This window comes from Streptomyces sp. NEAU-sy36, from assembly GCF_013423905.1.
Lineage (GTDB): Bacteria > Actinomycetota > Actinomycetes > Streptomycetales > Streptomycetaceae > Streptomyces > Streptomyces misionensis.
On the sequence record NZ_CP058977.1, the window covers coordinates 962,852 to 983,273 of the forward strand.

The 20,422-nt window shown below is 72.8% G+C and carries 15 protein-coding genes; 9 read left to right on the forward strand and 6 right to left on the reverse strand.

Annotation, left to right across the window (positions count from 1 at the left end):
- The first annotated feature begins 3 nt into the window (after positions 1 to 3).
- Both HZZ00_RS04350 and HZZ00_RS04355 read left to right on the forward strand, forming a co-directional pair.
- Positions 4 to 1,689, forward strand: a complete 1,686-nt coding sequence (locus tag HZZ00_RS04350) for a thiamine pyrophosphate-binding protein (protein WP_180330964.1) — start codon at positions 4 to 6, stop codon at positions 1,687 to 1,689.
- 91 nt (positions 1,690 to 1,780) lie between these two features.
- Complete coding sequence (locus tag HZZ00_RS04355) at positions 1,781 to 2,188, forward strand: hypothetical protein (protein ID WP_180330965.1); 408 nt, start codon at positions 1,781 to 1,783, stop codon at positions 2,186 to 2,188.
- A gap of 23 nt (positions 2,189 to 2,211) precedes the next feature.
- Here HZZ00_RS04355 and HZZ00_RS04360 read toward each other — a convergent pair whose 3' ends face one another.
- Complete coding sequence (locus HZZ00_RS04360) at positions 2,212 to 2,547, reverse strand: hypothetical protein (protein ID WP_180330966.1); 336 nt, start codon at positions 2,545 to 2,547, stop codon at positions 2,212 to 2,214.
- Entirely contained in the window at positions 2,537 to 3,043 is a 507-nt protein-coding gene (locus tag HZZ00_RS04365) for an Imm50 family immunity protein (RefSeq protein WP_180330967.1), read from the reverse strand. Before HZZ00_RS04365 ends, HZZ00_RS04360 begins: the two co-directional genes overlap by 11 nt.
- 830 nt (positions 3,044 to 3,873) lie before the next feature.
- Between HZZ00_RS04365 and HZZ00_RS04370 the strand changes: the two genes are divergently transcribed.
- From HZZ00_RS04370 to HZZ00_RS04395, 6 genes are all read left to right on the forward strand, one after another.
- A complete protein-coding gene (locus HZZ00_RS04370; protein ID WP_070027417.1) occupies positions 3,874 to 4,797 on the forward strand; it encodes a serine hydrolase in 924 nt (307 codons plus the stop codon).
- Between the two features lie 85 nt (positions 4,798 to 4,882).
- Positions 4,883 to 5,920, forward strand: coding sequence for an esterase-like activity of phytase family protein (locus tag HZZ00_RS04375; RefSeq protein ID WP_180330968.1), 1,038 nt, complete (start codon positions 4,883 to 4,885; stop codon positions 5,918 to 5,920).
- Between the two features lie 90 nt (positions 5,921 to 6,010).
- The gene (locus tag HZZ00_RS04380) at positions 6,011 to 9,730 is read left to right on the forward strand and encodes an ABC transporter ATP-binding protein (RefSeq protein ID WP_180330969.1); all 3,720 of its coding nucleotides are present in this window, start codon (positions 6,011 to 6,013) and stop codon (positions 9,728 to 9,730) included.
- A gap of 122 nt (positions 9,731 to 9,852) precedes the next feature.
- Positions 9,853 to 10,242: a hypothetical protein gene (locus HZZ00_RS04385; protein ID WP_180330970.1), complete on the forward strand. Its 390-nt coding sequence runs from the start codon at positions 9,853 to 9,855 to the stop codon at positions 10,240 to 10,242.
- A gap of 119 nt (positions 10,243 to 10,361) precedes the next feature.
- On the forward strand, positions 10,362 to 12,221 hold the full coding sequence (locus HZZ00_RS04390; protein WP_180330971.1) for a glycoside hydrolase family 3 protein: 1,860 nt from the start codon (positions 10,362 to 10,364) through the stop codon (positions 12,219 to 12,221).
- Positions 12,222 to 12,438: 217 nt separating this feature from the next.
- Positions 12,439 to 14,475 carry a vWA domain-containing protein gene (locus HZZ00_RS04395; RefSeq protein ID WP_180330972.1) on the forward strand — a complete coding sequence of 679 codons (2,037 nt, stop codon included), beginning with the start codon at positions 12,439 to 12,441 and terminating at the stop codon, positions 14,473 to 14,475.
- A gap of 16 nt (positions 14,476 to 14,491) precedes the next feature.
- Here HZZ00_RS04395 and HZZ00_RS04400 read toward each other — a convergent pair whose 3' ends face one another.
- The gene (locus tag HZZ00_RS04400; protein WP_180330973.1) at positions 14,492 to 15,280 is read right to left on the reverse strand and encodes a sugar phosphate isomerase/epimerase; all 789 of its coding nucleotides are present in this window, start codon (positions 15,278 to 15,280) and stop codon (positions 14,492 to 14,494) included.
- A gap of 174 nt (positions 15,281 to 15,454) precedes the next feature.
- Between HZZ00_RS04400 and HZZ00_RS04405 the strand changes: the two genes are divergently transcribed.
- Positions 15,455 to 16,870 (forward strand): alkaline phosphatase family protein, encoded by a 1,416-nt coding sequence (locus HZZ00_RS04405; RefSeq protein ID WP_180330974.1) that lies wholly within the window; start codon positions 15,455 to 15,457, stop codon positions 16,868 to 16,870.
- Between the two features lie 445 nt (positions 16,871 to 17,315).
- On the opposite strand, the gene HZZ00_RS04410 is transcribed toward HZZ00_RS04405, so the two are convergent.
- The 3 genes from HZZ00_RS04410 to HZZ00_RS04420 form a co-directional block, all read right to left on the reverse strand.
- On the reverse strand, positions 17,316 to 18,362 hold the full coding sequence (locus HZZ00_RS04410; protein ID WP_180330975.1) for a LacI family DNA-binding transcriptional regulator: 1,047 nt from the start codon (positions 18,360 to 18,362) through the stop codon (positions 17,316 to 17,318).
- A 305-nt stretch (positions 18,363 to 18,667) separates the two neighbouring features.
- Positions 18,668 to 18,901, reverse strand: a complete 234-nt coding sequence (locus HZZ00_RS04415; protein ID WP_180330976.1) for a non-oxidative hydroxyarylic acid decarboxylases subunit D — start codon at positions 18,899 to 18,901, stop codon at positions 18,668 to 18,670.
- A 47-nt stretch (positions 18,902 to 18,948) separates the two neighbouring features.
- The gene (locus HZZ00_RS04420; protein WP_180330977.1) at positions 18,949 to 20,379 is read right to left on the reverse strand and encodes a non-oxidative hydroxyarylic acid decarboxylases subunit C; all 1,431 of its coding nucleotides are present in this window, start codon (positions 20,377 to 20,379) and stop codon (positions 18,949 to 18,951) included.
- Positions 20,380 to 20,422 lie beyond the last annotated feature (43 nt).

Consider the following 20,422-nt stretch of genomic DNA (forward strand, 5'->3'; position numbering starts at 1 on the left):
GACGTGACGCACGACCACGACCTGGTACTCCAGCCGACCGCCGCCCAGCGGGAGGCCGCACTGAACCCGCCCCCCGGCCGCAACGGCGGAGACCTGGTCGTGGAGATGCTGGCCGGGCTGGGCGCGACGACCGTCTTCGGCCTGCCCGGCCAGCACGCGCTCGGCATGTTCGACGCACTGCGCCGCTCGTACCTGCGCTACGTGGGCCTGCGGGTGGAGAACAACGCGGGCTTCGCGGCGGACGCGTACGGCCGCATGACCGGCGAGGCGGCCCCGCTGCTGCTGTCGACGGGCCCGGGCGCGCTCACCTCGCTGGCGGCCCTCCAGGAGGCGGCCTCGGCCTCCGCCCCGGTCCTCGCGATCAGCAGCCAGGTCCCGACGGCGGGCCTGGGCGGCGGCCGCCACGGCTACCTGCATGAACTCCCCGACCAGGCGGCCTCGTTCCGGGGCGTGGTCAAGTCCGTCCACACGGTCCGCGCCCAGTCCCAGATCCCCTCCGCCATCGCCGCCGCGTGGAAATCCGCCCTGTCGGCCCCGCACGGCCCGGTGTGGGTGGAGATCCCGCAGGACGTCCTGCTCGCACCCGCCTCGCTGCCGGTGGTGACGGCCCCGGACGCGACCCCGGAGGACCTGCCGCCGCGCCCCGAACTGACGGCGGTCGCGGCCGACCTGCTGTCCCGCGCCTCCCGCCCGGCGATCATCGCGGGCGGCGGGGTCGTACGGTCGGACGCCTCGGGCAAGCTGCTGGCGCTGGCGGAGAGACTCCAGGCCCCGGTGGTGACCACCTTCGGCGGCAAGGGCGCGTTCCCCTGGGAACACCCGCTGTCCCTCCAGTCCTGGCTGGAGGACCGCTACACGACGGACTTCCTGGAGGACGCGGACGTCCTCCTGGTCGTCGGCTCGGGCCTGGGCGAACTCTCCTCGAACTACCACACGTTCCGGCCGCGCGGGCGGATCGTCCAGATCGAGGCGGACCTGGGCAAGCTGGAGGCCAACCACCCGGCCCTCGGCATCCACGCGGACGCGCGCCTGGCGCTCCAGGCCCTGCTGGAGACGGTGGACGCCCGCACGGACCCGGAGGCCCCGGCCCGGGTGCGCGCCCTGCTGTCCCGCGTCTCCGAACGCATCGCGTCCCAGCAACTGACCCTTGAGCAAGACGTGTTGGCGGCCGTCCGCCGCGCCCTGCCCGCCGGCGCCCCCTCCTTCTGGGACATGACGATCCTGGCCTACTGGGCGTGGTCGGCCTTCGACCCCCGGGGTACGAACACCATGCACTCGGCCCAGGGGGCGGGCGGCCTCGGCTACGCCTTCCCGGCGGCACTGGGCGCGGCGGCGGCCGACCCGGCCCACCCGGTCCTCGCGGTCTCCGGCGACGGCGGCGCCCTCTACTCGATCGCCGAACTGGCCACGGCCCGTCAGTACGACCTCCCCGTCACCTGGCTCATCGTCGACGACGGCGGCTACGGCATCCTGCGCGAGTACATGACGGACGCCTTCGGCGAACCGACCGCGACGGAACTCCACCGCCCGGACTACGTGGCCCTGGCGGAGTCCTTCGGCGTGCCGGGCGTGCGGACGACCCCGCAATCCCTGGAGACGGACCTGGCCCGGGCCCTGTCGACTCCGGGCCCGTCGGTGGTGGTCCTGCCGGCTGTGCTGCGGATGTTCGCGCCGACGCACCTGGGCTGAGAACTCCGGTCGCGGCCCGGGCGCCGGTCCCGCGTGGTGGACTACGGTGAGCTGCCACACGGTTGGGGGTGTCGTGTCTTTCCTTGCGGCCTTGAGCACCGTCCTCATGCTCTTCGGGTTCTTCGCCCTGTTGGCGCAGTCGGGGAACTTCGTGATCTACCGCCTCATGCGCGCTTTGAAGCACCACGGCGTCCAAGGGGAGGCGGTCTACGCGTTCCACGAGTACGCGACCGGGTCACATCGGGTCTTCTTCGACGTCTGCCTCCCGGAGGGGGCTCCGCGCGCGCGGTTCCACGAGTACATGAGCGAACTGCCCGGCCCCGAGGGCACCGTCGTGCCGGTCGTGTACGACAGCAGGAAGCCCCGCCGGGCGAAGACAGGCGTCCGCAAGGACCTCGACTTCGACAAGGAGCGACCCGTCGTCCTCCTCGTCGGAGGCACCGGCCTCGTCCTGCTCGGCATCGGGGCGTTGCTCTGCCTCGTCAACGCGCCGATCTGACACGACGGCGCCACCGAGGCGGCTCATTCACTCCGCGGAACCACCGGGAAGGAGCGGGTGCGGGGCACGGTCACGTCCACCGCCTCGAAGCTCAGTGAGGAGCCGGGGGCCTCGACGGACGCCGTGACACCCGTCTCGGTTCTTTCGAGTCGTACGTTCTTCCGCCCCGGAGGGCCCCAGCCGTGCACCGACACGTTGCGCACGTCGGTGAAGGCGAGGAAGAACTCATGGCCTTCATGGCCCTCTTGGGCGGTGAACCCGAGGGTTAGGGAGCGCCGACGTTCATCGAGGTGCACGTAGAACAGGTCGTGGCTGCTCAGCGCGGACGGCGTCGTCAGCGCGGCGAGGTCAGCGTTCATAGAAGGTCTTCTCGCAGGGGTCGGGGATCGTCGAGTACCGTCTGGCGTCCACCTTGCCGAGGAAGACGTGCGGACCGTCGTCCGAGCCGTCCGGCCCGAGTCGGAAGCCGCTCAGATGTCCGGCGAGCACGTCCGCGCTGGCGGTGAAGTCGAGGAATGCGTGGCCGTCCGTCGAGGCTGTCACCCGGATCCGACGCTCGCCGCCCGGTAGAGGTGCCGTCGAAATCCGGGCCGTAATGGGCGGTTCCCAGGCGGACAGCACCAGGTCGGCCACCGCCAGGAACCGGAGATGGCACTGAACGGTGTCGACTCCGGACGCCGTCCAGTCGTCCGGCAACGGAGCGGTCGGCGCGGGCAGATCGAGTCGTAGAGCCACCTGCGGCCCCCGCCAGTCCAGATGGACGGAACGCAGCCGGACCGAGTCCAGCGGGGGGAGTTGCGCTCCGTAGAGGGGAGCTATGACCTCCATGTTCCGCACGGAGAAGCTAGCGGTCATAGCAGTAGTGTTCCTCGCACCCGGGAATCTGTCCGTTTCGTGTGTCTTCGAATGGTCTCGGACCACGTTTGAGATCTACTCGGATGTCAGTCATGCGGTGTACCAGTCGCGGAATTCCGGTCCTGGGGTCAGTCCACCCCAGGACCGGTCGGCGAGCCACACTTGTCCGGCATTGCTCCCCGTAACGACCAGGCGGGAGAAGGTGCCGCAGCCGGTCTCGCCGAGGACTAGCGTCCCCGCGACCGAGTAGTCGCCGTTGCCTTCCCTGCCAGGTCCCGGCCAGTCCGTGGGGTGCGGGAACGGGGTGGCCAGGAAGCCCACGTGCAAACACTCTTCCCGAGCCATCGCGGCAACACGAGAGCGCACCGAGGCGTCCCAAGTCCCGCTCGGGGCGGCAACGTCACTGGTCACGCCCGAACCGTACCCTCGTCCGGCCTCACCCGGATCAATGGCTTGCCGACACCCCCTGGTCACCCATGGTGTGGGCCCCTCCCCGTCAGTCCGTCGCTCACCGGCCCAAAACCTCCAGACGGTTCGTGGCGTTCGCGTTCGAGAGCCGCGCCAACCGGCGGTAAAGGTCCGGAGGTTCGCGCCGACTCGGGCAGGCCCGAGGGGCCGGCCGCCCCTCGACCGCAACGCCGTGTGCACTTCGCAGTCCCTGCGTGCCACGGGTGCCTCCTCCGGCATACCCCAAGCACCGCCTCCCCCGCGCCCGTTGCCGCACCCGCCCCTGAGAACATGTGTGCAACTTCCGACCGCCCCTGCGAGTCAAAAGGCCGTAAGTGCCCGCAAGGGGTGTGTTCTCACGTCGTTTTCAGGGGGATTCCTCCATGGATCACCGCATCAGCCGGCGCGCCAAGGCGTCGGCGGCGGCGCTCGGTGTCGCGCTGCTCATACCCACCGTCGCGGCCGCCACCCCGGCCGCCGCGGCCACGCCCGCCGTCAGCTGCACGTCCGCGAAGAGCGGACTCGCCGCCAAGCTGAAGAAGGACATCACCGCCGCGCTCGCGAACCGCAAGGGCACCGTCGCCCTCGGGGTCTACGACCGCTCCACCAAGACGACCTGCACCCTGCGCGCCACCAGCGCCTACGACTCGGCCAGCACCGTCAAGGTCACCGTGCTCGCCACGCTGCTGTGGGACGCGAAGAAGCACAACAGGCTGCTCACCGGTACCGAGTCCTCGCTCGCCACCGCCATGATCACCAAGTCGGACAACACCGCCACCAGCAAGCTGTGGAAGCAGCTGGGCGTGACGAAGATCAAGGGCTTCCTGGCCGCCGCCAAGATGACCAAGACCGTGCCGGGCTCGGGCGGTTACTGGGGTCTGACGCAGGAGAACGTCAACGACGAGCAGAAGCTGCTCCAGCTGATCACCGCCAAGAACAGCGTGCTCAGCGACAACTCCCGGGCCTACATCCAGAAGTTGATGGGCAAGGTCATCTCGTCCCAGCGCTGGGGCACCCCGGCCGGCGCCCCCTCCACCGTCTCCGTGCACGTCAAGAACGGCTGGCTGCAGCGCTCCACGCACGGCTGGCGGGTGCACAGCCTCGGCACCTTCAACGGCGCCGGGCACGACTACATGATCTCCGTGCTCACGCAGGACAACAGCACCATGAGCTACGGCGTGACCACCATCCAGAACGTCGCCAAGGCCGTGCACAAGGACCTGGTGCCGACCACCGCCAAGACCGCGCTCTACGTCCCGACCAGCAAGCCGGCCGAGGCCTTCGTCGCCACGCCGCCCCAGGGCTGAGACCGGGCCGGGGGAGCCCCGGGGCCGGGCACGTTTCACCGCCCGGCCTCCCGTCCGTCACCGACCGGCCGTACGGTGATCGACCATGCGTCTGAGAACCGTACTCGCCACCCTCACCGCCGGCCTGGCGGCGGCCACCACGCTGACCGCCGCCGGGCCCGCCCAGGCCGCCTCGGCCGACCCGACCGCCACGCACGCCTGTTCGCCCGCCGTCACGATCGACCGCTTCTCCGACGCGCTCGACAAGACGACGTACCACGGCACCTTCGTCGGCAACTTCTCCGCCCTCGCCGTGGACCGGGACGGCTCCCTGGCCGCGCTGTCGGACCGCTCCGACCTGTTCCGCCTGGACGCCGGGACGCTCGCGCCGCGGGGCGTCGTCCACCTCGCGGACGAGCGCGGCGCCGACCTCGACTCCGAGGGCCTGGTCATCGACCGGGACGGCACGCGGCTGGTCGGCTCCGAGACCGAACCGTCCGTTCGGCGCTACTCGCCCGACGGCAGGATCCTCGACCGGCTCCCCGTGCCGCCCTCCCTCCTCGTCGCCCCGGCCGGCCGTGCCACCTCCAACCAGACCTTCGAGGGGCTGACCCTGCTGCCCGGCGGCCACACCCTCCTCGCGTCCATGGAGGAGCCGCTCGCGGGCGATGCCGCGGACCTCGTCCGGTTCCAGACCTGGACCCGGACCGCGGGCGGTCGCTTCCGGCTCGCCGCCCAGTACGCCTACCGCATCGACGCCGGCCTCGGCGTCCCCGAGGTGCAGGCCACGCCCGACGGCCGGCTGCTCGTCCTGGAGCGCGGCTTCACCGCGGGCGTCGGCAACACCGTCCGCCTCTACCTCGCCGACGCGCGCCACGCCACCGACACCAGCGGCATCGAGAACCTGACCGGGCAGCCGGGCGTGCGGCCGATCCGCAAGACCCTGCTCGCCGACATCGCCGACTGCCCCTCCCTCGGCGCCACCGCCAAGCAGCCCCAGCCCAACCCCCTCCTCGACAACATCGAGGGCATGGCCGTCACCGGCCGTGACCACACCGGGCGCCTGAAGGTGCTGCTGGTCAGCGACGACAACCAGAACGCCGTCCAGACGACCCGCTTCTACCACCTGCGGGTCCGCGTCTGACCCACGGCCCCCGATTGTTGCGGAGGGATGAAATCCGCTCCCGCGCGCGTTGGTGCCTTCCGGCGGAGAACGACAACCGGGAGGCACCGCGTGCGACCACATCGGGGATGGGCGAGACGACTTGCGGGCTATGCCTGGCGGTATCCGAAGGACGTCGTCCTGGCGCTCGGCGCCTCCCTCGCCGGCATGGCCGTCACCGCCGTGGTCCCCCTGATCACCAAGGTGATCATCGACGACGTGATCGGCGCCCACACCCGCTCCATGGCCCCCTGGGCCGGTGCCCTGGTCGTCGCCGCCCTCCTCGTCTACGGCTTCACCTATGTGCGCCGCTTCTACGGCGGCCGGCTCGCCCTCGACGTCCAGCACGACCTGCGGACGGAGATGTACGACACGATCACCCGCCTCGACGGCCGCCGCCAGGACGAGCTGTCGACCGGGCAGGTCGTGGGCCGTGCCACCAGCGACCTCCAGCTGATCCAGGGCCTGCTCTTCATGCTCCCGATGACCATCGGGAACGTGCTGCTCTTCCTGGTCTCCCTGGTGATCATGGCCTCGCTGTCGCTGCCGCTGACCCTGGTCGCCCTCGCCGTCGCCCCCGCGCTCGGCTGGATCGCCAAGCGCAGCCGCACCCGGCTGCACCCCGCCACCTGGTACGCCCAGGCCCAGGCCGCCGCCGTCGCGGGCGTGGTGGACGGCGCGGTCAGCGGCGTACGCGTGGTCAAGGGCTTCGGGCAGGAGGAGCAGGAGACCGGCAAGCTGCGCGCCGTCGGCCGCAAGCTGTTCGCCGGCCGGCTGCGCACCATCCGCCTGAACAGCAAGTACACCCCCGCCCTCCAGGCCGTGCCGGCGCTGGGCCAGGTCGCCATGCTGGCCCTCGGCGGCTGGCTGGCGGTGCGCGGGCACATCACCCTCGGCACCTTCGTCGCGTTCTCCACCTACCTCGCCCAGCTGGTCGGCCCGGTCCGGATGCTGGCGATGGTGCTCACCGTCGGCCAGCAGGCCCGCGCCGGCACCGAGCGCGTCCTGGAGCTGATCGACACCGAGCCGTCGATGTCGGACGGCACCAGGGAGCTGCCCGCGGACGCGCCCGCCACCGTCGAGTTCGACGACGTGTCCTTCGGGTACGGCGCCGACGCCAAGGTGCTGGACGGGCTCAGCTTCGAGATACGCCAGGGTGAGACCCTGGCGGTGGTCGGGTCCTCCGGCTCCGGCAAGTCCACCCTCTCCCTGCTTCTGCCGCGCTTCTACGACGTCACCCACGGCGCCGTCCTGATCGGCGGGCACGACGTCCGCGAACTGACCCTGTCCTCGCTGCGCGCCGCGATCGGCCTGGTCCCCGAGGACTCGTTCCTGTTCTCCGACACCGTCCGCGCCAACATCGCCTACGGCCGCCCCGACGCCTCCGACGAGGAGATCGAGGCCGCCGCCCGCGCCGCCCAGGCGGACCGTTTCATCCGGGAACTGCCCGAGGGCTACGACACCAAGGTCGGCGAGCAGGGCCTGACCCTCTCCGGCGGCCAGCGCCAGCGCGTCGCCCTCGCCCGCGCCCTGCTCACCGACCCCCGGCTGCTGATCCTGGACGACGCCACCTCCGCCGTGGACGCCCGCGTCGAGCACGAGATCCACGAGGCCCTCAAGCAGGTGATGCGGGGCCGGACCACCCTGCTGATCGCCCACCGCCGCTCCACCCTGAACCTCGCCGACCGCATCGCCGTCCTCGACCACGGCCGGCTCGCCGACCTCGGCACCCACGAGGAGCTGCAGCGGCGCTCCGCCCTCTACCGCCGGCTGCTGACCGACCCGGACGAGCTGGGCGGCGTCTCCCCGGGCCACGCCCTGCCGGCCGGGCCGACCGAGGACGACACCCTGCGCGCGGAGCTGGACGCCGAGTACGACGCCGAGCGGGGCGTCACCCCCCGGCTGTGGACCGGCGACCGCGCACCCAAGGACCAGGCGCTGGCCGGCACCCCGGCCACCCCCGAGCTGCTCGCCCAGGTGGCCGCGCTGCCCCCGGCCACCGACACCCCCGGCATCGACGAGCGGCAGGCGGTGCAGCCGGAGGACTCCTACGGGCTGCGCCGCCTGCTGCGCGGCTTCGGGCTGCCGCTGCTGGCCAGCCTGGCGCTGGTCGCCGTGGACGCCGGCGCGAGCCTGGTGCTGCCGGTGCTGATCCGGCACGGCATCGACGCGGGCGTCACCAAGCTGGCCATCGGCGCCGTCTGGTCCGCCTCGCTGCTCGCGCTGCTGGTGGTGCTGGTGCAGTGGGCCGCGCAGATCGGCGAGAACCGGATGACCGGCCGTACCGGCGAACGGGTCCTCTATACGCTGCGGCTGAAGATCTTCGCGCACCTCCAGCGGCTCGGCCTCGACTACTACGAGCGCGAGCTGACCGGCCGGATCATGACCCGGATGACCACCGACGTCGACGCCCTGAGCACCTTCCTGCAGACCGGCCTGGTCACCGCGTTCGTCTCGGTCGTCACCTTCTTCGGCATCATGGGCGCCCTGCTGGTGATCGACGTCCGCCTCGCCCTCGTCGTGTTCACCACGCTGCCCCCGCTGATCGTGGCCACCTTCTTCTTCCGCCGGGCCAGCGTGAAGGCGTACGAACTCGCCCGCGAGCGCGTGTCGGCGGTCAACGCCGACCTCCAGGAGTCCGTGTCCGGGCTGCGCATCGTCCAGGCGTTCCGGCGCGAGCGCGACGGCGGGCGGCGGTTCGCCGGGCGCAGCGACAGCTACCGGCACGCCCGGCTGCGCGGCCAGCGCCTGATATCGGTCTACTTCCCGTTCGTGCAGCTGCTGTCCTCGGTCGCCGCGGCGGCCGTGCTGATCGCGGGCGCGGGCCGGGTGGAGGACGCCACCCTCACCACCGGCGCCCTGGTCGCCTACCTCCTCTACATCGACCTGTTCTTCGCGCCCGTGCAGCAGTTGTCCCAGGTCTTCGACGGCTACCAGCAGGCCACCGTCTCCCTCGGCCGCATCCAGGAGCTGCTGCGCGAGCCCACCTCCACCGCGGCGGCCGAACGGCCCCAGGAGGTGCGCTCGTTGCGCGGCGACATCGCCTTCGAGGGCGTGAGCTTCGCGTACGGCGACAACGAAGCGGCGCTGCGCGACGTCGAGTTGACGATCCCGGCGGGCCAGACGGTGGCCTTCGTCGGCGAGACCGGCGCCGGAAAGTCCACCCTGGTCAAGCTGGTGGCCCGGTTCTACGACCCCACCGCCGGGCGGGTCACGGTCGACGGCACCGATCTGCGCGACCTCGACCTCACCTCCTACCGGCACCGGCTCGGCGTCGTCCCGCAGGAGGCCTACCTGTTCCCGGGCACCGTCCGCGACGCCATCGCCTACGGCCGCCCCGACGCCACCGACGCCGAGGTGGAGGCGGCGGCGCGGGCGGTCGGCGCGCACGAGATGATCGCCACCCTCGACGGCGGCTACCTGCACGAGGTCGCCGAGCGCGGCCGCAACCTCTCGGCCGGCCAGCGCCAGTTGATCGCGCTCGCCCGCGCCGAACTGGTCGACCCGGACATCCTGCTCCTGGACGAGGCCACGGCCGCCCTGGACCTCGCCACCGAGGCCCAGGTCAACCAGGCCACCGACCGCCTCGCGGGCCGTCGTACGACGCTGGTGGTCGCCCACCGGCTGACCACCGCCGCCCGCGCCGACCGGGTGGTGGTGATGGACCACGGCCGGGTCGCCGAGGACGGCACCCACGAGGAACTGCTCGCCCGCGACGGCCGGTACGCCGAACTGTGGCGGACCTTCGCCGGTCGGCCCGAGGACGAGGAGCCGGTCGGGGCGGTCCGCTGAACCCCTTGCGGCCCGTGGAACGCGTACCGTTGACGGCCGTGCAACCATCCGCCACACCCCCGCGTCCGTACGTCTGTACGGCCGCCGGGGGAGGCTTGGCTGCGCTTCGGGGAGGACTGCAAGTGGACAGTGGTGCGATACGCCGGCGCTTCTCGCTCGGTGCGGCCCTGCTGGTCGCGTCCGGGCTGCTCGCCTTCGCGGCGTCCGGCACCGCACAGGCCGCGCCCAGCAGCTGCGCGGGGCACCAGGTGAGAAGCATTCCCTTCGGCTCGGGTGTCACCCGTGTCTACAAACGCGGGGACTACGTCTGCGCCGTCACCGTCGCCCGCCGGCCCGGCGCCGTCCGCACCATGTCGGTCAGCGTCCAGGCCCGCGGCAGCCGCCCGGCCACGGACTCCGGCCGCTACAGCCGGCATGCCGGGCCGGTGACCGTGCACGCCGGGCACCGCTGCGTGTGGATCCGCGGCTCGATCGGCGGCGAGTCCGTCAGCACCGGCTGGATCCTCTGCTGACCAGGCGCCCCCTTCGACACGCTGGGTGCTGTGCGTTCCCTTGACGGAAAGAAACTTCCCGGATATTGGTGATTCCTCGGAAGTTTCCTTCAGCGGTTCTCCTCTGGGAGGGAGCGCACGTGCCCGACACCAGCACGGGAAGCGACACCAGCAAGAGAGACACCGGAACCCGCCGGAACGCCGCACGGCCGTCCCGGCGTACCGTCCTCGCCGCCACCGCCGGCCTCACCGCCGCGCTGACCGTGCCGGCCACCGCCCGCGCCGACACCCCCGACGAGCGCTCACTGCGCGCCCTCGTCTCCCGGATGACGCTGGAGGAGAAGGTCGGCCAGCTCTTCGTGATGCGGGTCTACGGCACCTCCGCCACCGCCCCCGACCAGGCCGACATCGACGCCAACCTGGGCGAGCTGGGCGTGCGCACCGCCGCCGAGCTGATCGCGAAGTACCGGGTCGGCGGCATCATCTACTTCACCTGGGCCCACAACACCCGTGACCCGCACCAGATCCTGGAGCTGTCCAACGGCATCCAGCGGGCCTCCCTGGAGCAGCCGCGCGGCCTGCCGATGCTGATCGCCACCGACCAGGAGCACGGCGCGGTGTGCCGGGTGGGCAAGCCCGCGACCCTCTTCCCCGGCGCGATGGCGATCGGCGCGGGCGGCTCCCGGTCGGACGCCCGCGCCCTCGGCCGGATCTCCGGCGCCGAACTGCGCGCCCTCGGCATCAACCAGGACTACTCGCCGGACGCCGACGTGAACGTCAACCCGGCCAACCCGGTGATCGGCGTGCGCTCCTTCGGCGCCGACCCGGCGGCCGTCGCGGGGCTGGTGGCGGCCGAGGTGAAGGGCTACCAGGCGGCCCGGGTCGCGGCCACCGCCAAGCACTTCCCGGGCCACGGCGACACCGCCGTCGACAGCCACTACGGCTTCCCGGTCATCACCCACAGCCGGGAGCTGTGGGAGAAGCTGGACGCGGTGCCGTTCCGGTCGGCCATCGCGGCGGGCATCGACTCGATCATGACCGCGCACATCCAGTTCCCGGCCCTGGACGACTCCGGCGACCCGGCCACCCTCTCCCACCCGATCCTCACCGGCATCCTGCGCGGCGAACTCGGCTACGACGGCGTGGTGATCACCGACTCGCTGGGCATGGAGGGCGTGCGCACCAAGTACGGCGACGACCGGGTGCCGGTGCTCGCCCTGAAGGCGGGCGTGGACCAGCTGCTCAACCCGCCCTCCATCGACACCGCGTGGAACGCGGTCCTGAAGGCGGTCCAGGACGGCGAGCTGACCGAGGCCCGCCTCGACGAATCGATCCTGCGCATCCTGCGCCTGAAGACCCGGCTCGGGCTCTTCGGGCAGCCGTACGCCGACCGCCTGGCCGTGGACCGGGTGGTGGGCACGAAGGCCCATCTGGCCGCGGCCGACCGCATGGCCGAGCGCACCACGACCCTCCTGGTCAACGAGGGCCGCACCCTCCCCCTCGACCGCCGCGAACAGCGCCGCCTCCTGGTGGTCGGCGCCGACCCGGCCTCCCCGTCCGGGACCACGGGCCCGCCCACGGGGGTGCTGGCCGCCGCCTTCACGGAGCTGGGCTTCGCCGCCACGGCGCTGTCCACCGGCACCGCCCCCTCCGCCGCGACCGCCGACAAGGCGGTGGCCGCCGCCCAGGACGCGGACGCGGTGGTGGTCGCCACCTACAACGTCACCGCGGGCAACTCCCAGCGGACGCTGGTCGACCGCCTGGTGGCGACGGGCAAGCCGGTCGTGGCCGTCGCCGTGCGCAATCCGTACGACGTGGCCGAACTCCCGTCGGTGCGGGCCTGCGTGGCGACGTACTGCTGGACCGACGTCGAACTGCGCGCCGCCGCCCGGGTGATCGCGGGCCGGGTGGCACCACGCGGAAAGCTCCCGGTGCCGGTGCAGCGGGCCGACGACCCGAGCCAGGTGCTGTACCCGATCGGCCACGGTCTGACGTACTGACCCGCACGGTGATCCCGGCCGGCCGCCACCGGTGGCCGGCCGGTGACGTGCCATGAGCGTGCGGTCGGCCGCCGCGGTGCGGGTGCGGGGCCCGGCGGTGGCGGGTCCATCGGCCGAGGAGCGGCGTGGTCGTGGGTGTTTCGGGGCGAAATATACCTATGGTGCCGAATGGTCCGTTCGTTTGGACGGTTGCCGCCGGCACCGAGGAAAGGTCCCGATGAACCACAGAATCCGCCTGGCCGCGGCGGGGGCGTTCGCCCTCGCGCTGGCCGCAGTCCCCGCCGCCGCCGGCGCGGCGGCCCCGGGCGCCGCCGCCCACCGGGCCGTGCCGGTGCCCGGGCCCGACAGCACCGTCGTCACCGTGCGCACCGGCGGCGACCGGGCGGCGACCGACGTGCCCGCGCCGCTCGCCGGGGTGCGCCTCGCGCTCTTCGCGGACCCGGACGCGACGCAGCCGGTCGACGCCGACTGGGCCCACTGCACCTCGGACGCCGACGGCGACTGCTCGTTCGTCGTCCCGGACACCGGCGCGGGCGGCGACAACAACGGCCGGGTGCTGACGGTCGGCCAGACCGGCGCGCCGGCCGGTTGGTACACGAACCCCGTGCTGCGCACCGGACCGGGCAGCGGCTCGAACTCCGTGGCCTCGCCGTACCGGTTCCGGACCCCGGCGCTCCAGGGCGGGGCCACCTACCGGTCCACCCGGGAGTTCATGTACAGCACCGACAACGGCCTGCCGACCCGCTCCGGCGGGGTGTGGCAGACCTCGCGCGACAACCCGCCGCTGCCGTCCTCCTGCGGCCTGGACGTGGCGCTGGTGCTCGACCTGTCCGCGTCGGTCGGCAGCCAGCTGCCCGCGCTCAAGGCCGCCGCCGACGCGTTCACCGACGCGCTGACCGGCACTCCCTCACGGCTGGCCCTGTTCTCCTTCGACCAGGAGTCGCCGTCCACGAGCGTCGGCGTGAACCACCCGCAGCTCCAGTCGGTCTCGACGCCGGCCGGGGCCGCCGCGTTCAAGAGCAGGTACGCGGACTGGACGCTGGGACGCGGCACGAACTGGGACCGCGCGCTGTGGGCGGTGGCCCGGGTGCCGGAGCACTACGACGCCGCGGTGGTGCTCACCGACGGCAACCCGACGCGCTTCGGCAGCCTGCACGGCGACGGCGCCAACACCCACTTCATCGACGTCGAGAACGGCATCTTCTCGGCCAACTCGGTGAAGGCGGAGGACACCCGGGTGATCGCGCTCGGCGTCGGCCGGGGGGTCGAGGGCGTCTCCGGCCTCAACCTGCGGGCCATCTCCGGGCCCACCGCGTTCGACGGCGGCAACACCACCACGGCCGACTACTTCCAGACCACGGACTACGGCCAGGCCGGCCAGGAACTGCGCGCCCTCGCCCTCGGCAACTGCACCGGCACCCTCAACGTGGTCAAGCAGATCGTGCCGCCGGGCACCACCGGGGAGGACGTGACCGGCGCCGAACCGGCCGGGCCCGGCTGGACCTTCGACGCCTCCACCACCACCCCGGGTGTCACCGGCCTGCCCGCCTCCGAGACCACCGGCGCGGACGGCACCGGCACGGTCACCTTCACCCCGGGCTTCGGCACCAACGAGCAGGCCGCGGTGACCGTCGGCGAGACGCAGCACCCCGGCTACGAGCTGGTCACCCAAGGGGGCCGGAACGCGGTCTGCACCGACCTCGACACCGGGGCGCAGGTCCCCGTCGAGAACACCGCCACGGCCTCCGGACCGGGCTTCACCGTCGACGTCCCCCGGCAGGACGCCGTCAGCTGCACCGTCTACAACCGGGCGGCACAGGAGGAGGAGCCCGCCGACATCACGGTGGACAAGGTGTGGGACGTCGACGGCCGGCGCTACCCGGAGGGCTCCCAGCCGGACGGGCTCAGCGCCGAACTGACCCTCACCGGCCCCGGCGCGACACCGGCCACCCCGCAGCCCTGGGGCGTCGCCCGGCCCGGCTACTTCGTCGGCGACGCGGTGACCGTGGCGGAGGAGGTCCACACGGCGGGCTCCGAGTGCACCCTCACGGGTTCAGAGGTCACCGGCGTCGACGGCACCGCCGTGCGCCTTCCGCTGCCCCACACGACCGTCCTCACCGGACCGCACCGGCACCTGACCGTCACCAACACCGTGACGTGCCCGGGCGGCGACCACGGCGGTGACCACGGTGGCGGATACGGCGACGGGGGCGACGGATCCGGGTCGCACGGGGGCTACGGATACGGCCGCTGAACCCCGCGGGGCCGGGTCACGCCGCCCCGTCGAGCAGCCGTACGAGATGGTCGTGGCCCTCGGCGAGCAGGCCGGGCAGCGGGGCGGCCCGCTCGTACCACCGCTTCTCGTACTCCCAGCACAGCCAGCCGTCCCAGCCGCCCCGGCGCAGCACGGCCACGCACTCGGCGAGCGGCAGCACCCCCGCGCCCAGCGGCAGCGGGGTGGTGTCCTCGGCCGACGCGATGTCCTTGACCTGCACATATCCCAGGCAGGGGGCGAGCGCGGCGTACGTCTGCGCCGGCTGCTCGCCGCCCAGCCAGGTGTGCATCACATCCCACAGCGCCCCCACCCGGCCGTGTCCCACCGGCCCGAGCACCCGGATCGCGTCGGCCCCGGTGCGGTGCGAGTCGTGGGTCTCCAGCAGGATCCGCACGCCGAGCGCGGAGGCGTCCTCGGCGGCGGTGCCCAGCCGCCGGGCGGCGATGGCGTCGGCCTCCTCGGACTCCCCGCCGGGGAACACCCGCACGAACGGTGCCTGGAGGTCGTGCGCGAGCCGGAGCAGTTCCCGCAGTTCGGCCAGTACGGGCGCGTCGTCGCCGGGGGCGGCCACGCGCACGTACCCGGCGAGCGCCAGCGGTTCGACACCGGAGCCGCGCAACAGCGCGGCGGCGTCGGCCCGTTCGGCGGGGGTCAGCCCGACGTGCACCGCCTCCTCGGGATGTGCCCGCAGCTCGACGCCCTGGAAGCCGTGCGCGGACGCGAGCGCCAGCACGTCGGGAAGGGCCGTACCGGGGACACCGAGAGTGGAGAACGCAAGCTTCATGCCCACCGACCATACCCGGCCGCCACCCGTCCCGGCGCCGTGCCGCAATGTCACGACTTCTCCAAGAAGAGCCCAGGTATTGCCGCTTTTTCGCCATCGACCACTGTCATCCGATCAGCCCGGGTAGGAAGCGTCTGCTGTCCGGTCCGCAAAGACCCGCAAGAAGGGCGATACATGGCAGAGTTGACTCGACGCAGACTCCTGGGCTCGGGCGCCGGTGCGGCGGCCATCAGCCTGCTCCCGCCGAGCGTCCAGAAGGCCGTCGCCGCCGGACCGCCCCGCAAGGGCTCCCTGCGCGACATCGAGCACGTCGTCCTGCTGATGCAGGAGAACCGGTCCTTCGACCACTACTTCGGCACGCTCTCCGGCGTGCGCGGCTTCGCCGACCCGAAGGCGCTCAAGCTCCGCGGCGGGCGCAGTGTCTTCCACCAGCCGGACACCGCCAACCCCAAGGGCTATCTACTGCCCTTCCACCTCGACACCCACGCCTCCAGCGCCCAGGCCATCCCGTCGACCAGCCACGCCTGGACGGTGCAGCACCGGGTCTGGAACGGCGGCAGGATGGACCAGTGGCTGCCGGCCCACCGCAAGGCCGACGGCGCCAAGGCCCCCTACGTCATGGGCTACTACACGCGCGAGGACATCCCGTTCCAGTACGCGCTCGCGGAGACCTTCACCATCTGCGACAACCACTTCTGCTCGGTCCTCGGCCCCACCTGGCCCAACCGCCTGATGTGGATGACCGGTACGGTCGATCCGGGCGGCACCCACGGCGGCCCGGTCACCACCAACACGGCTCCGGCGCCGTACCGCTGGAAGACGTACGCCGAGCGCCTCCAGGCGGCCAAGGTCAGCTGGAAGGTCTACCACCAGGACGACGACTACGGCTGCAACATGCTGAGGCGGTTCGCCGCGTTCCGCAACGCCAAGCCCGGCTCCGACCTGCACGAGCGCGGGGTGCGCCCGCAGCCCGAGGGCACCTTCGAGGACGACGCCCGCGCCGACCGGCTCCCGGCGGTGAGCTGGATCGTGCCGCCCGGCCACCAGTCGGAGCACCCGGACTACCTTCCCGCCGCCGGCGCGGACTTCGTGGCGTCGAAGATCGAGGCCATCGCCGCGAACCCGAAGGTGTGGCGCAAGACGGCCTTCATTCTCAGCTACGACGAGAACGACGGCTTCTTCGACCACGTCCCGCCGCCCACCCCGCCTGCCGGGACGAAGGGCGAGTTCATCGGCGGGCTCCCGATCGGCGCCGGCTTCCGGGTGCCCGCGATCGTCGTCTCCCCGTGGACGGTGGGCGGCTGGGTCGCCACGGAGGCCTTCGACCACACCTCGGCCCTGCGCCTCCTGGAGCGCTTCACCGGCGTCGAGGAGCCCAACATCAGCGCCTGGCGGCGTGCCACCTTCGGTGACTTCACCAGCGCCTTCCGCTTCTCCCAGGCCCGCACGAGCCCGCCCTCCCTCCCCGGCGGCACGACGGCACAACTCCTCCGGGCGCAGCAGGAGGTGGCCACCCTGCCGAAGCCCCGCCTGCCCGGCGGCGACCAGACCTTCCCCCACCAGGAACCGGGACGGCGGCCGCAGGTGTAGCCGTACGACACCACCGGCCCGGCCGCGCGACGCAGACACCCGCGCGGCCGGGCGAGGCCCCACCGCGCGGGGAGTGGGCAGGGGGTGCGGGGGTGCGGATGCGCTCGCCGGGGGCGCCGGGAGACTCGGGCGTGTCGTGGGGGCGCCAGGGGGAGTGCCCGGCGCGATGGGCGGTCGGCCGGAGGCGGGTGCCCGTGTCCCCGCGGGGCCGTCGGGGCCGACGCGTTTCGGCGTGCGCGGGGCGCGGCGGGCGGCGCGCCGTATGCCGATCGGGGGGCACACCGGGCGGCGCCGCCGTGTGCCGGGAGCCGGCCGGGCGCGCCACAGGGCGTGTCGTCAGGCGGCCGGGGCCCACCGGAGTCCGCCGGCGGTCACGGGGAGCCCCGAACCGGCAGCCCGCCCAGGGTCCTCGCGTGCGCCGGCCCGCCGGACCGTCCCCGGCGCCTCACCCCCGCGGCGCCCCCGTCGATCCGCGGACCGTCAACTCCCCCCGCACCGAGTCGGTTCCGCCGACGGGCGCGTCCTCGCGGCCCATGGCGAGGCGGCCCGCGCGGGCGCCGGCCTCGGCCAGGGGAAGCCGCACCGTCGTCAGGGCGGGCACGGCGTCGATGCTGCACGGCAGGTCGTCGAACCCGGTGACCGAGATGTCGTCGGGGACGCGCAGCCCGGAGTCGCGCAGCGCGGCGCACGCCCCCAGCGCGACGGAGTCGTTCGCGGCGACGAGCGCCGTCAGTGAGGGATCGCGCCGCAGCAGTTCCAGCGCCCCCTCGTACCCCGAGCGCCGGTCGAACCGCCCGTGCACCGTCCAGCGGGCGTCCTCCTCGATCCCCGCCGCGGCCAGCGCGAGCCGGTGCCCTTCGAGCCGGTGCCGCGTGGTGGTGCGCTCCCCGGGTCCGGCGATGCAGCCGATGCGCCGGTGGCCGAGGCCGACCAGGTGGTCCGTGACGGCACGCGCCCCGCCGAGGTTGTCGAAGGTCAGCGTGACGGCCCCGGTGCCGGCCACCGGCGGCCGCCCGCACAGCACCACCCGCGTCCCGCCCTCCGTCAGCTTCCGCAGCTTCGCCGCGACCGCCGACGCGTGCGGCGCGTCGGTCACCGCCCCGCCGGTCAGCACCACGGCCGCCGCCCGCTGCCGCTGGAGCAGCGTCAGGTACTTCAGCTCCTGCTCCGGCGAGCCGCCCGTGTTGCAGACGACCGCGAGCCGTTCGCAGCCCGCCCGGCCGCCGCTCCCGCCGATCTCCGCCTGGATCGCGCTCGCCATGATCCCGAAGAAGGGGTCGGCGATGTCGTTGACGAGGATGCCGGCCAGATCGGACGTGGCGGCGGCGAGCGCGCTGGCCGGACCGTTGACGACGTAGTCCAGTTCGTCCACCGCGCGCAGCACCCGCTCCCGCGTCGCGGCGGCCACCGGGTAGTTGCCGTTCAGCACGCGCGACACCGTCGCGGGGGAGACCTGGGCGTGCGCCGCCACGTCCGCCAGGGTCACCGTCATCTCGTCGTCCTCCGGTCGCGCAGTTCGTCGTACGGCCTGGTGAACGGCCAGGTCAGGGGCCCGCGCCGGGTGCCCGCTCCGAGGGGGACCAGGTCCGCCGCCCGGCCGCGGTCCTGTGCCGACCGCCGACCCGAGGCTAGCTTCCTCCCCGGCGGAGAGCGCTTGCTATGGGGTTTGTCTCGCGGGCGACACGGCACACAGCGGTACAAAAGGACTGCGGGCCCGGGACGGACGGGAGGTGCCGAGGGAGACGGCGGAGCTGTTCCCGGAGCACACCGGGGGATGACCGCCGGCCCGGACGGGGGTCAGGCGGAGGTGCGCAGCGGCGGCACCGCCGGGACCTCCGGGGCGTTCGCGATGGCCTCGGGAGTCAGCCGGAACTGCTCGGGGTAGGCGTCGCGCTGCGTGCGGCGGGCGGGTTCGCTGGTCCGCCAGGTGTAGAGGCAGCGCTCGCACTGGAGCACGTCCCAGACACCGGGCACGGGCGAGGTGTACAGCTTCTCGATGGTCTCGAAGGCGCAGCGGGGGCAGATGGTCATGGCGGGTTCTCCTTCTTCGCGGTGACGGCGGGACGGGCGGCGGCCGGTCAGGCGCGGGCCTCGGCGATGAGCCGCTGGAGCTTGGCGGCCCACTCCGCGGTCTCCGGCAGGTCCTTGGCCGGGGTGGCGAAGCTGCCGCGGTTGTCGGGGCTGACGGGGGTGGTGGCGTCGATGATCATCTTGCTGGTGATGCCGGCGGGCTGGGCGGCGGGCGCCAGCTCCAGCACCGACAGGTTGGGGACGATCACGACGTCGCCGGACGGGTTGACCTTCGAGGACATCGCCCACATGACCTGCGGCAGGTTGAACGGGTCCACGTCCTCGTCGACGACGATGACCGTGGAGACGTACCCGAGGCCGTGCGGGGTGGTCATGGCGCGCATGGCCACGGCCTTGGCGAAGCCGCCGTACCGCTTCTTCGTGGAGATGATGACGAGCAGGCCGTGCGTGTACATGGCGTTGACGGCCTGGACCTCGGGGAACTCGGCGCGCAGCTGCTTGAGCAGCGGGACGCAGGTGTTGGGCCCGACGAGGTAGTCGACCTCGGTCCAGGGCATGCCCAGGTACAGCGACTCGAAGACCGGGTTCGTGCGGTACGAGACGCGGTCGACGCGGATGACGGGCATCCGGCGACCGCCGGAGTAGTGGCCGGTGAACTCGCCGAAGGGTCCCTCGATCTGGCGCTCGCGGCTCTCGATGACGCCCTCGATGACGACCTCGGAACCCCAGGGCACGTCGAAGCCGGTGAGCGGGGCGGTGGCGATGGGCGCGGGGGCGCCGCGCAGGGCGCCGGCCATCTCGTACTCGCTCTGGTCGTACGCCATCGGCATCCCGGCGACGATCGTCATCACCGGGTCGTTGCCGAGGGTGATGGCGATCGGCAGGTCCTCGCCCTTCTCCTCCGCCTTGCGCAGGTGGATGGCGACGTCGTGCACCGGCACCGGCTGGATGGCCAGCCGGTTGCGGCCGATGACCTCCAGCCGGTAGGTGCCGACGTTCTGCTTGCCGAAGTTGTCGGGGTCCTCCGGGTCGCGGGAGACCACGGCGGCCTTGTCCAGGTAGAAGCCGCCGTCACCGTCGTTGAGGCGGAACAGCGGGAGGACCGAGAAGAGGTCGACGGCGTCGCCCTCCTGGGTGTTCTCCCGCCAGGGGGCGTCCTCGCGGCGCTCGGGGGTGACGGGGAAGGCGTCCCAGCGGCGGGCGAACTCGGCCACCTGCTCCTTGACGGGTGTGTGCTTCGGCAGACCGAGGGCGAGCGCGTGGTTGGCCCAGGAGCCGTGCACGTTCAGCGCGATGCGGGCGTCGGTGAAGCCCTTGACGTTGTCGAACCAGAGGGCGGGCGCGCCCTCGCCGATGCGGCCGGTGGCGTTGGCGGCCGCCGCGAGGTCCGGTTCCGGGAGGACTTCCTCGGTGATGCGCAGCAGCTGGCCTTCCTTCTCCAGCGTGCCGAGGAAACCGCGCAGGTCGTCGTAGGGCATGGGACTCCTTCTCGGGACGTCCGGACGCGTCCGGACACGGGGT